Here is an 11,994-nt window from a genome sequence, read left to right as displayed (position 1 = left end):
ATGCATTAAATAGTAACAAGAAAGCTGATTAGATAGGCGATATTAGCCTATATTAGAAAATCTGTGAATAATTCAGGTTTAAAATAGCTCATTTTTCATTCCTCCAAAAGTAGATTATAAAAAACAATCTTTCACTTGATATCTTTTCTATACGTAATGTTAACGCTTTCAAATCAAGCGATCTAACTCAGTGATGGATCAATTTTTGATAAGTCAAATGTAATAATCTTCCGATATTAGTTACTATGGAACAAGCTACATGAGAGGATTAGTAAGAGAATGAGAGACATGCTATGAATGAAAACTATCTTCCACCATTCTCGCTACCAATTAGTAGACTTAGTAAAAGAGAGGTTCATTCAAAGTATAAAGTTAAATTAACAAAAGAGTCCATGCATGTTACCTCATCTTGACAGCAATTATTTGCTCTCTTTTTTATTAAATTAATTTATCACCTAGATTCTATAAATACCTACCTTAATATGGAAAAGCGAAGTTCCTCTAATTGTAATGTATCTGTCTGAAAACTAGTAATTTCAGTATCAGAAGATACATTGCCACTTCTAATTATTCCATTCACTTCTTTTTCAATACTTTCGTAACAAGAATATTGGGCCACTGTAAGTTTTAAGCCAGGAATTTCATTAAATATCATTCGTGACACTTCGAGATTGTTAGCAATGAGGAAAAATTGATCTACAGTAACAAGTAGTGCAAATTTTCCTAGTTCCAAATTATATGGAGGTTCGTCAAGGTCACTGCAAGTTAGCCATGAAATGTTCTCTTGTCGTTGTAATAGCACAGCTTCATATTTCTTCTCTCTTAAGTACTCTCTTAAAATAGCTAGCTTCAATTGAACATACTCTAGTCTTTTTGAAATAGGCACCACCATTTCCAAGTGTTTCCCTCTCTTTCTATGGAACGCTAATTTCACTCAGAAGAGTTCCTTACTTAAAATTTATAAAGCGATAAAAATTTTAAAAACCAAGTTATTTAGATTTTCTTTAAGTAGTAACCATATTATTTATACGTATTACTGCGAGTTGTGACTTTATAAAGAATTGATTTTTCAACCTTCTTTGATAAAGTCTTTTTTCTCCAACGGACATTTGTTAACAAAGCACTTAATAAGATAAGAATAATTCCCATTTTTTGAATTAGACCAATGTTTTCTTGAAAAAGAAAATAACTTAATAATACAGTTACGATCGGTTCAAAAATGCTTAACAAAGCTGCTTTTGAACTTCCAATTCGCTCTATCCCCATTGAAAAAGCAAGAATAGAGAAAAAGGTTGAAAAAAGTGCTATTCCTAATATAGGAAACCAACCTGAATAGTGAAAATCTAGTGAAAAATCTTGTCTAAACATTGAAAATATGAATAATGTAATTGCTGCAAAGCTTGTTACATAAGCAGCACTTAGAAAATGATTTATATGGCTTTGGATTTTTTCAGTTAAAATGATATAACCGGAATATATAATTGCACATCCAAATCCACATATCAATCCAATTATATTAATTTGACTAAAATCTGCACCGAGCATTAAGTAAAGCCCGATTATGGAAAGTAAAATAGCTGCTATTTGGAATTTTTTAAACAATTTTCTAGAAAACAAGCTATTTAAGATCACAACAAATACAAGATATAAATAATAAACTGACGATGCTAGTGAGACAGGCAATAAAGAAAATGATGTGAACAAGAGAATAGCCATCATGGCATAACCTCCAGTCCCCATAATGAATAGTATTGGAATTTGTTTGACCTGCAATCGACAAGGAATTTTTTTATAAAATATCAAAGCCCAAAATAATACAGCCGCTAGAAAAAATCTAAAAAATAATAGAGTGCCTATGCTAATATTTGCCGCATATGCGTATTTTGCGAGAATACCCATTACTCCAAAACATGAGGCAGAAAATAAAACAAGTAATGAGCCAAAAATATTTTTATTCATCGGGTATCACCATTCTTGGTTCTTTCCTTTTTAATGGTTAAAACATCCCTATAGATATAACTACATCATTGGAATATAGTGAAAAATTATTAATCCAGTTTACATTGTTAAGGTATCATATTATCATTTATGCTAACCTGATTTAGTACAGCTCTCATCATCGTAATACTGAAATTTATTTTTCAGTGATTAGGAGGAGTGAATTCTATTAATTAATTTGTGTAAAGTCATTATCTCTTTATCTAATTGACATCTCTTATCTAGTACATCTGGATCAGAAAGAGATTTTTCTTTCGCTAATTTGTATAGATCCATTCGATTGCTAATTATTCTTTTCTTTAATTCCAGTGCATTTTTCAATATCACTGATTTTTCCCCTATCTATATTTAACAAACTTTGCAATATTGTAAGCATCATATTGTTATAGCCTAGTACCAATAAATCAATCACTATTCTTTTAACAAATGCTTTTAAAAAAAGACACAGATTGATCACCGTCACCAAAGATTGAATACACCATAAAAATTGTTTAAGTGTACATTGTTAAGGGATAATCTGTGTCTGTATATCAAGGGAGAATTTTCTTTATTTTAAAGGCAAGTATAGATTAATCAACGTACAAGAAGCGATTGAATGTATGAAGCGGCTCCAGCCCGTTCTTACGTACGACAACTTGGTCCTCTGTACGAACGCCGCCGATTCCAGGAACAATTAGAGACAATTCATAGGCAAAAGTTTGTCCTTCTTGCAGAACATTAGCACAACCTGGCCCGATTTCTGGAATATCTTCTTCAGGATCCATACCTGTAGCATGGGCACCTGTACGGCCTTCACTCACTTCTACTAAGTACTCATCTACCCCGTGCTTTCTAAACGCTTCGCGAATAACTCGGTCAGCTTCAATTCCTGTCATACCGGCATAAATTTTTTGTAAACACTCTTCATACCCAAGAGAACAAGCTTCCATTAGACGTTTCGCTTCATCCGATACATTACCATAACAGATTGTACGAGCATTGTCGGAAGCGTAATCATTTACGCGAATTCCGTAGTCCATCATAACGAGTTCACCACGGCGGATCGGACGTTCAGTTGGACGTTTAAAGAGTACATCCGTATGTTCTCCCGCCTGAATCATGATGTCATAAGCAATGGCATGTCCACCATTTGCAAACATTGCTGCGTAAACCAAAGAAGTTGCTTCCAATTCGGTAATTCCTTCGCTGTCTCTTAATAGATCCATAAGCATTTGGATACCAGCATTACTTACACGCGCTGCACGCTTCATTGATGCGATTTCTGCTTCATTTTTCACAGATTTCAATTGCTCGATAATCGTAGAACGTTGTACATCTGCATCACCGAATGCATCATTAATCGGGAACCAGAACTCTAGATCCATGTACGTATAACCGCTAATACCAATTTTCTTTGGTTTGTCTTTTACAGCACGTTCTTTTAGGAATGGAGCCCATTCTGAACGAATTTCACGGATATCTCCTCCTAACACACACATTGCGGAACTGCCGTGTGCTGAAGGAATTTCACTGCTTGGAAGGAAGAAAACAGGGTCACGGTCAGGAACCAAGTACATTAACATCGGTTGCGGATAAACCCCGTCAATTGTACGGTAATTTACCAACCAGCGAATATTTGACATTCTGTAGCAATCTCCGAATACGATTAAAGCATCTAAACCTTCATCTACAATCTTTTGTTTCGCAATTTCAACGCGAGCTTTATACTCTTCATTCGTGATCGTTTCACCAGGTCCTTGGAACTCCCCATAACGGACTAATTTTTCAAATCTACTAGGTAACCATTTTAATGCTTTTTCTGAAATCATGTTTATATTCCCCTCTCAAATAGTAATTTTGAAATTTTTTCCTAATCTTATCTTACTACTAATCTATTAAATAGAATTCCATGTAGGCTCTCATTATAATCACCCAAACTATTTGGAATGTGACCAACGTCATCCAACATGGAACATATTCAATTAATCAACATACAAGAAGCGATTGAATGTATGAAGCGGCTCAAGCCCGTTCTTACGTACGACTACTTGATCCTCTGTACGAACGCCGCCGATTCCAGGAACAATTAGAGACAATTCATAAGCAAAAGTTTGTCCTTCTTCCAATACATTTGCACAGCCTGGTCCGATTTCCGGAATATCCTCTTCAGGGTCCATACCTGTCGCATGGGCACCTGTACGACCTTCACTTACTTCTACTAAGTACTGATCTACTTCATATTTTTTGAACGCTTCGCGAATAACTCGGTCAGCTTCAATTCCTGTCATGCCAGCATAAATTTTCTGTAAACACTCTTCATATCCTAGAGAACAAGCTTCCATTAGACGTTTCGCTTCATCCGATACATTTCCATAACAGATTGTACGAGCATTGTCGGAAGCGTAATCATTTACGCGAATTCCGTAGTCCATCATAACGAGTTCACCACGGCGGATCGGACGTTCAGTTGGACGTTTAAAGAGTACATCCGTATGTTCTCCCGCCTGAATCATGATGTCATAAGCAATGGCATGTCCACCATTTGCAAACATTGCTGCGTAAACCAAAGAAGTTGCTTCCAATTCGGTAATTCCTTCGCTGTCTCTTAATAGATCCATAAGCATTTGGATACCAGCATTACTTACACGCGCTGCACGCTTCATTGATGCGATTTCTGCTTCATTTTTCACAGATTTCAATTGCTCGATAATCGTAGAACGTTGTACATCTGCATCACCGAATGCATCATTAATCGGGAACCAGAACTCTAGATCCATGTACGTATAACCGCTAATACCAATTTTCTTTGGTTTGTCTTTTACAGCACGTTCTTTTAGGAATGGAGCCCATTCTGAACGAATTTCACGGATATCTCCTCCTAACACACACATTGCGGAACTGCCGTGTGCTGAAGGAATTTCACTGCTTGGAAGGAAGAAAACAGGGTCACGGTCAGGAACCAAGTACATTAACATCGGTTGCGGATAAACCCCGTCAATTGTACGGTAATTTACCAACCAGCGAATATTTGACATTCTGTAGCAATCTCCGAATACGATTAAAGCATCTAAACCTTCATCTACAATCTTTTGTTTCGCAATTTCAACACGAGCTTTATACTCTTCATTCGTGATCGTTTCACCAGGTCCTTGGAACTCTCCATAACGGATTAATTCTTCAAATCTACTAGGTAACCATTTTAACGCTGCTTCTGAAATCATGTTTATATTCCCCTTTCAAATTTTTATTATTAATCTGTAAACCCTGTCATTAATAAGGACAACAATTTTATTTAAAATCTGTATTAAGTGCCCAATCTGTGTAGGCTTCTACAGAATCTACATTCGTTTGATCAACAATTACTGTTGGTACATTTTGGACTTTATCAACGCTATATCCAAGAATTTTGGTCGTGAAAACGGATTTAATAAACTCACGACCCATATCAACTGGACCAACGCTAACTGTCGCTGTTAATTTTCCTTGACGGATGGACTCAAAACCTGATTTAAGACCGTCAGCTCCGATTACCATGATTCCTTCTTTTCCATCCCATAGCTTCAATCCACGTGCTTCTACAGCCTGTACTGCTCCAAGAGCCATTTCCTCATTTTCTCCATAGATTAGATCCACATCAGGATTAGCTTGGATTAGATTTTCTGCGGCCTGCATACCTTTGTCTCGAATATAATCACCACGTTGTTCACCAACAATTTCCATATCAGGATATTTCTCTATTGCCTCAAGGAATCCGTTTTTACGTGATGTTGACCAGTGGCCTGGTAATCCCCAAACCAATAAAATCTTTCCTTTTCCTTTAAGCTTTTCAGCTGCATATTGACCTACTAAATATCCAGCCTGATAATGGTTGTTATAGCTGATGACTGAAGTCGCTTTCAATTCTTCTTCATTCCACATTTCAGCTGGCATGTTGAACATAAAGATGGATGTTCCCTGTTTCATTGCTTTCTCGTAGACCGCATTCATGGAATCAAAATCACCTGCAGAACTAACTAATATGGCATCAAAACCTTTAGCGGTCCAGTTTTCAATTGTTGCAACTTGTGATTCCACTGATTGATGCTCACTCGGCGCAGACATTTCGAATACAATATCTACTCCGAATCGATCACTTATTTCATTCATCATGGTGTTGGCACCATGCTCAATAATATCGTAGAATTCAGAAGCTGCTGGAGGTGTAAAACCTATTTTAAGTGTTTTTCCTTCTGCTGCTTCTCTAACGAACTTCTCAAAATTTTCATCGCCCCATTGATAAGCGGTTCCGCTAGAAGTGCCTGCAGGTTTGGAAGCAGTATCATTTTTACTTTGACAACCTGTAATAATCAGAGATGTAATTAGGACCAAGATAATTACTAATTTCATACTCAATTTTTTAAAAGACATGTTTTTGGACCTCCTTAATTTTCCAAAACCTTATTTTTAGTACGTTCAGCTATTATGGCTGACCTCTGTCCCTCTGGAACCAGACTCTATTTCACCTCCTTTCAGGCAAGTCTATAAAGCACTCTCCTTTACAAATCTTTTTAGAATTAAGAACTTTTTTCTACAGACGTATTTACTGTTACTGCTATAAGGATAATTGCACCAATGACCATCGTTTCCCAGTACGGGTCTACGTTTAGTAGATTCAATGAATTATTAATTAATGATAAAATAATTGCCCCGAATGCTGTTCCAACAAGGCTTCCTTTACCGCCTGCTAAACTTGTTCCTCCGATGATAGCAGCAGCAATTGCTGTTAACTCGTAGTTCTTACCCATTTCTGGGTGAACAGTAGCGAGACGGGAAGCAAGGATAATCCCTACTATCGCAGCGATTAATCCTGATAAAGCATAGACCTTAATTCTCAGCAAATCTACTTTAATACCAGATATTCTCACCGCTTCCTCACTGCTTCCGAGCGCAAGAACGTGACGGCCAAACCGCATTTTCCGATAGATAAATAGAAGAACAATAAATGTGATTAACGCTAGTATTATAGGAAACTGTATATTCAAAATTCGTCCTTGGCCAAGAAAATCGAAACCACTTTTCATATAACTTCGGAATGGTATCGCCTCAGTCCAAACATAGAGGATGCCTCGTGCAACAACCATCATAGATAGTGTGGCAATAAAGGGAGATACTCCTAATTTTGTAATAACCAATCCATTCACGATCCCTATAATAAGACCGACACATAAACCTGCTGCAATAGCTAAGACAATGTTTACGTCGTTAAAAAGCAACCAAGCAGTCATACCACCTGAAATACCAATGATAGATCCAACAGATAAATCAATACCACCCGTCGAAAGAACAAATGTCATACCAAACGCCAATATCATGACGAACGCAGATTGCTGAAGCACGTTCATTAGATTGATGTAGCTAAAAAAATGTTCAGAGGCAAATGACATTACGATCATAATAATAGCTAAGAAAACGATAAGACCTATGATTTGTCGATCAATTCTCAGCATTCTATTAGGAATCGAAGATATGCTTGGTTGAGGATGTAAAATAGGTTCTTGCGTTTTATTTTCCAATTGCGTACCCTCCTTTATAAGTGGCTATTTATAAACGTTATGACTTCAATTAATTCGTTTTTGCAGATGTAAAACGCTCTGCGCCTACTGCCAACACGATGATTAAACCAGTGATGATCAAACGATAAAACTGATTAACCGCTAATAGATCTAATCCATTTGACACAAGTGCAAGTATAATTGCACCTCCAACTACGCCTACTACGTTTCCCTTTCCTCCAAACATACTGGTACCTCCAATAACAGCAGCAGCGATCGCATCTAATTCATAAGCATCGCCCATTAGCGGTTGTACTGAAGTAAGACGAGAGGTAAGCAAGATCCCAGCAACAGCTGCGAGTAAACCTGAGAGTGCATATACACGAATTTTGACACTATCAGTGGAAATACCCGAGAGATGTGATGCTTCTTTGTTAGATCCTACAGCTATAACTCGACGTCCAAAGCTGGTTGAATGAAATAAAAAGTGACATATAACAAAAATGATAAACGTTATAACAACAGCCATTGGTATTCCTAAAAAGCTTCCCTGTGCAAGAAACTTAAAACCAGGTGTGGCCAAGTCCCTAATAGGATTTTCAGATGTAATTAAAAATAATAATCCGCGTGCTATATAAAGCATTGCGAAGGTCGCCAAAAACGGTGATATACGAAGCTTTGTGATGATTAATCCGTTAAACGCACCGATTAATGCACCTAAGATCATTCCTGCCAATATTGCAATCCACATGTTTGTTCCACTCATCATCAGCCATCCCGTGACACCTCCACAGAGTCCTAGGACTGATCCCACCGATAGATCGATACCGCCCATCGATAGTACAAACATGGTACCAAATGCAACAATCATGACAAATACGGATTGCAAAAGCAAATTAGAAATATTTTCTATTGTCAAGAAGGTAGGAGATGACAAAGATAAAAAGATAAACATAACGATAAGAATAAATAAAACACCTATACCTTCACGTTTAAAAATTGATAGTGGATTTTTAGTATTCTTTGAAATAGTCATTTCATTAGAGTTAATCATCATGTATGACCTCCTGAAGCGTACATCATTATATTCTCTTCTGTGGCTTCTTCACGGGAAAACTCCTTTACAAATTCCCCTTTGTGTATAACATAGATGCGATCGCATAACCCCATCAGCTCGGGTAGTTCCGAAGAAACCAAGAGAACCCCTCCTCCATTTTGTACAAACTCTGATATGAGATTATACACTTCAACTTTAGCTCCAACATCAATACCTTGGGTTGGTTCGTCAAATATTAAGACCTTTGACTCTGTGAAGAGCCATTTTGCTAGAATAACTTTCTGCTGGTTCCCTCCACTCAAAAACCTCACCTTTTGATTAATAGTAGGCGTTTTAATTCTTAATCGCTGAACATAATCTTCAGCTATCTGCGATTCTTTCTTTTTCTTAAGCACAAGCTTATTTGCTATGATCCGATCCATCGCTGCCATCGTAATATTTTGGCTAACCGGCAGGTCTATTAACGCTCCATGCATTTTCCGATTCTCCGGAAGCAGTCCAATACCAGCTTTAATGGCATCTTTTGGGGATCTTATTTTGTGTGACTTTCCTTCCACTTCCACATTACCTGAATTGATCGGATCCGCACCTACAACAGCACGTACAGTCTCCGTTCGTCCTGATCCGGCAAGTCCAGCTATGCCTACAATTTCCCCTTTACGAAGATTGAAGTTGATATTTTTCAAAATACCTTGACGATTTAAATCGGTTACCCGCAAAACTTCTTCACCGAAAGGCACTTCCTTTTTTACAATATAATTGGACACTTCACGACCAACCATCATTGCTACGAGCTGATCAATCGTTGTATCGCTCTTATTTACTGTAGCCACATTTTTTCCGTCACGCATGACATGCATACGATCTGCCAGCAGGAACAACTCACGCAGGTGATGTGATACATAGATAATGGACACACCCTGCTCCTTCAAACTTCGAATGAAATCAAATAATACTTCCCTTTCATGATCCGCAAGCTGTGCAGTTGGCTCATCCATAATGACAACTGAAGCTTGAAAGGAAATTGCCTTGGCAATCTCGATTACACGATTTTTCAATGCACCAAGCTCTTTTACTGGGACATGAAGATCCTCTACAGTAGAAAAGAATTTTCGGTATAACTTCTCTGTCTCCTCATACATGGTTTTTTCGTCCATCTTCCGCAAACCTGGCTTAACGATTTCACGACCGAGGTATAGATTCTGAACAGCCGTTAATTCGGGTGCTAGTGTAGGCTCCTGAAAAATTGTACTTATACCAAGTTCCTGAGCATGCTTGGTATCTTTTATGTCAACAACTTCTCCATTTACTCGAATTTCTCCGCTAGTCTTTTGATATAACCCAGAGAGAATCTTAATAAGCGTTGATTTGCCTGCACCATTTTCTCCTACCAGCGCAAGCACTTCTCCTTTGCGTATATCAAGCGAAACACCTTCGAGTGCCTTGACACCAGGAAATTCCTTTGTTATTCCGGTCAAGGAAATAAGGACTTGATCGTCTTGAACTTCCATCTATTATTTTCACTCCTATCTAAAAATGGATTTTTTGCCCAAACACCATGATGCAAATTCTAATTCCCCCTATAAAACATATAGGAAAAGTCAATTATATAATTTGATGGATTTCTTTAATCACCCCCTATCGTTTTCTTAACTACTTCCTGAGTGATAAGACATTTACTATGACTAAAATATATCCCATAATGAAAGCCCTAACAAGGAGACGATATTTAGGTAGGGTAGATGATATTCAGATAAGTGTGAATAATAAAAAAACAAATCCCTATAACAGTTAAAGCGCTTACAAAACATCCTTTATAAACATGTAATTGATGGTTCAATATTCCAATTTCATTTTTGCTATTTTGCACCTCTAATTAAATAATCAACCCTTTGATCCCTAAAGTAGCCATATGTCGGGTCAAAAGGGCAATGTACAATCATAAATGTTTTAGCCAATTCGATTTTCATCTGGTAAATTTGATAAGCTCTGAAAACATAAAAAATAAAAAGGGATGCCCCACTCTAAGTGAGACATCCCTTTCATCAAAAATTATATCATCAACGGATAGAATTCTCCGTTTTAGTAACCCGTTTTATCTTTATAAAATGCTACATTCTCTTTCGTAATTAACGGAGCTTCTAACTCAATATATTCTGGAATAGGTTCCCCGGCTAACGTTTTAGCCGCTGCAACAATTCCCATAGGCATGACGATAGGATAAGCAACAGTCGCATCAATGTCGCCTGCTTCAATTGCTTTTAAAGCTGATTTTTGCCCATCCACACTTACTACCACAATTTCATTTTCTCTGCCAGCAGCTTTAATTGCTTTTATTGCCCCCATAGTCATCACGTCAGCATGTGAGACAACAGCATCAATTTTCCCTTTAGGCAAACGTTGCAGTATGTCTCCCATCTTTTGCTGAGCTTTTCCTTCCGAGAAATCAGCATTTACACTTTCTATGATTTGTATATCATTATAACCCTTAAAGGATTCTAAAATCCCTTTGTGTCTGTCAATAGTCGTGGTGGAGTCTTCTGAACCTTTTATTTCAATGACCTTCCCCTTCCCCTCTAACAAACTCACAATATGTTGCCCTGCTTTCCTGCCAACTTCAACATCGTCAGCTTTTATGAGAGTTAATACTTCTGCCGGTGTCCATCTATCTATTGTAATTATGGGAATACCTGCAGCTTTAGCGCGCTCTAAAGCAGGATTAACTGCATTTTTTCTAACTAAATCAATCACAATAACATCTACTTTTTTAGCAATAAAATCATCTACAATCGAGGATTGGATTTCAGGGTCATTATCTCCGTTCCCAATGATAAGTTCCATATTTGGAAAGTACTTTCTCGCCGCTTCTGCTCCCATTATTCTTGTCCCTAAACCATATGGAAAAAACCCTGATACAATAAGTCCAACCTTACCTTCAATAGATTCTCGAGGTGCTTGTAACGTTAGAGATTCCTGACACATATCGGCACAATACGAACCAAAGTTAATGGAGTCATCAGCATTTATTTCAGAGTTGTCATTAGCCATTTTTATGTCGCTCCCTTTATGTTTGGAATTCACCTCATCACTTTTTTCACTGCTTTCACATGCCGTGACTAAAATTACTGTAAAAACTAATAATAAAACCGCACTTACCTTAATTAATTTCATACTTTTTACTCCCTTATATTTAATCCCTAAAACATCCCAAAAATTAATTAGGAAAAATATAATTTTCCACTCACAAACTAAGAACCAGAGGATTTTCCCCCTTAGCCGAATAATGCAACCTTGTGGTAATGAGTAAATTAAAGTAGATTTAGAATAGCTTATAAGCATTTAACCTATCCATCAAAAAAACGGAAGGTATCGTCCGTTAATCATCCAGCTCTTTGTTATTATCCAAGTTAATTAGGCAATTCTAAAGGT

9 protein-coding genes are annotated in these 11,994 nt (G+C 37.2%); all 9 read right to left on the bottom strand.

All coding sequences use genetic code 11. From position 1 onward, the window contains the following. Nucleotides 1-472: 472 nt before the first annotated feature. Nucleotides 473-892: an aminopeptidase P family N-terminal domain-containing protein gene (locus Q1B07_RS04480; protein WP_299087559.1), complete on the bottom strand. Its 420-nt coding sequence runs from the start codon at nucleotides 890-892 to the stop codon at nucleotides 473-475. A 128-nt stretch (nucleotides 893-1,020) separates the two neighbouring features. Beyond that, the gene (locus tag Q1B07_RS04475; RefSeq protein WP_299087164.1) at nucleotides 1,021-1,959 is read right to left on the bottom strand and encodes a DMT family transporter; all 939 of its coding nucleotides are present in this window, start codon (nucleotides 1,957-1,959) and stop codon (nucleotides 1,021-1,023) included. Between the two features lie 608 nt (nucleotides 1,960-2,567). After that, entirely contained in the window at nucleotides 2,568-3,806 is a 1,239-nt protein-coding gene (locus Q1B07_RS04465; protein ID WP_299087168.1) for a Xaa-Pro peptidase family protein, read from the bottom strand. Nucleotides 3,807-3,959: 153 nt separating this feature from the next. Continuing rightward, nucleotides 3,960-5,198, bottom strand: a complete 1,239-nt coding sequence (locus tag Q1B07_RS04460; RefSeq protein WP_299087170.1) for a Xaa-Pro peptidase family protein — start codon at nucleotides 5,196-5,198, stop codon at nucleotides 3,960-3,962. A 67-nt stretch (nucleotides 5,199-5,265) separates the two neighbouring features. Continuing rightward, nucleotides 5,266-6,384 carry a sugar ABC transporter substrate-binding protein gene (locus tag Q1B07_RS04455; protein ID WP_299087172.1) on the bottom strand — a complete coding sequence of 373 codons (1,119 nt, stop codon included), beginning with the start codon at nucleotides 6,382-6,384 and terminating at the stop codon, nucleotides 5,266-5,268. A gap of 146 nt (nucleotides 6,385-6,530) precedes the next feature. Beyond that, nucleotides 6,531-7,529, bottom strand: a complete 999-nt coding sequence (locus Q1B07_RS04450) for an ABC transporter permease (protein WP_299087174.1) — start codon at nucleotides 7,527-7,529, stop codon at nucleotides 6,531-6,533. A gap of 49 nt (nucleotides 7,530-7,578) precedes the next feature. Further along, nucleotides 7,579-8,565, bottom strand: a complete 987-nt coding sequence (locus tag Q1B07_RS04445) for an ABC transporter permease (protein WP_299831984.1) — start codon at nucleotides 8,563-8,565, stop codon at nucleotides 7,579-7,581. Then, nucleotides 8,562-10,076 (bottom strand): sugar ABC transporter ATP-binding protein, encoded by a 1,515-nt coding sequence (locus Q1B07_RS04440; protein WP_299087177.1) that lies wholly within the window; start codon nucleotides 10,074-10,076, stop codon nucleotides 8,562-8,564. Before Q1B07_RS04440 ends, Q1B07_RS04445 begins: the two co-directional genes overlap by 4 nt. Nucleotides 10,077-10,647: 571 nt before the next feature. Then, nucleotides 10,648-11,736: a substrate-binding domain-containing protein gene (locus Q1B07_RS04435; RefSeq protein ID WP_299087179.1), complete on the bottom strand. Its 1,089-nt coding sequence runs from the start codon at nucleotides 11,734-11,736 to the stop codon at nucleotides 10,648-10,650. Between the last annotated feature and the right edge of the window lie 258 nt (nucleotides 11,737-11,994).

Origin of the sequence: uncultured Metabacillus sp. (assembly GCF_947503125.1) — a bacterium.
Taxonomy (GTDB): domain Bacteria; phylum Bacillota; class Bacilli; order Bacillales; family Bacillaceae; genus Metabacillus.
Note: the sequence above shows the minus strand (reverse complement) of the source record. Positions and strands in the feature narration are given on the sequence as shown.

Coding starts and splice junctions, on each gene's coding strand:
- Q1B07_RS04455 (WP_299087172.1), bottom strand. CDS start 6,384: ATGTCTTTTAAAAAATTGAGTATGAAATTAGTAATTATCTTGGTCCTA.
- Q1B07_RS04440 (WP_299087177.1), bottom strand. CDS start 10,076: ATGGAAGTTCAAGACGATCAAGTCCTTATTTCCTTGACCGGAATAACA.
- Q1B07_RS04480 (WP_299087559.1), bottom strand. CDS start 892: ATGGTGGTGCCTATTTCAAAAAGACTAGAGTATGTTCAATTGAAGCTA.
- Q1B07_RS04435 (WP_299087179.1), bottom strand. CDS start 11,736: ATGAAATTAATTAAGGTAAGTGCGGTTTTATTATTAGTTTTTACAGTA.
- Q1B07_RS04445 (WP_299831984.1), bottom strand. CDS start 8,565: ATGATGATTAACTCTAATGAAATGACTATTTCAAAGAATACTAAAAAT.
- Q1B07_RS04460 (WP_299087170.1), bottom strand. CDS start 5,198: ATGATTTCAGAAGCAGCGTTAAAATGGTTACCTAGTAGATTTGAAGAA.
- Q1B07_RS04465 (WP_299087168.1), bottom strand. CDS start 3,806: ATGATTTCAGAAAAAGCATTAAAATGGTTACCTAGTAGATTTGAAAAA.
- Q1B07_RS04475 (WP_299087164.1), bottom strand. CDS start 1,959: ATGAATAAAAATATTTTTGGCTCATTACTTGTTTTATTTTCTGCCTCA.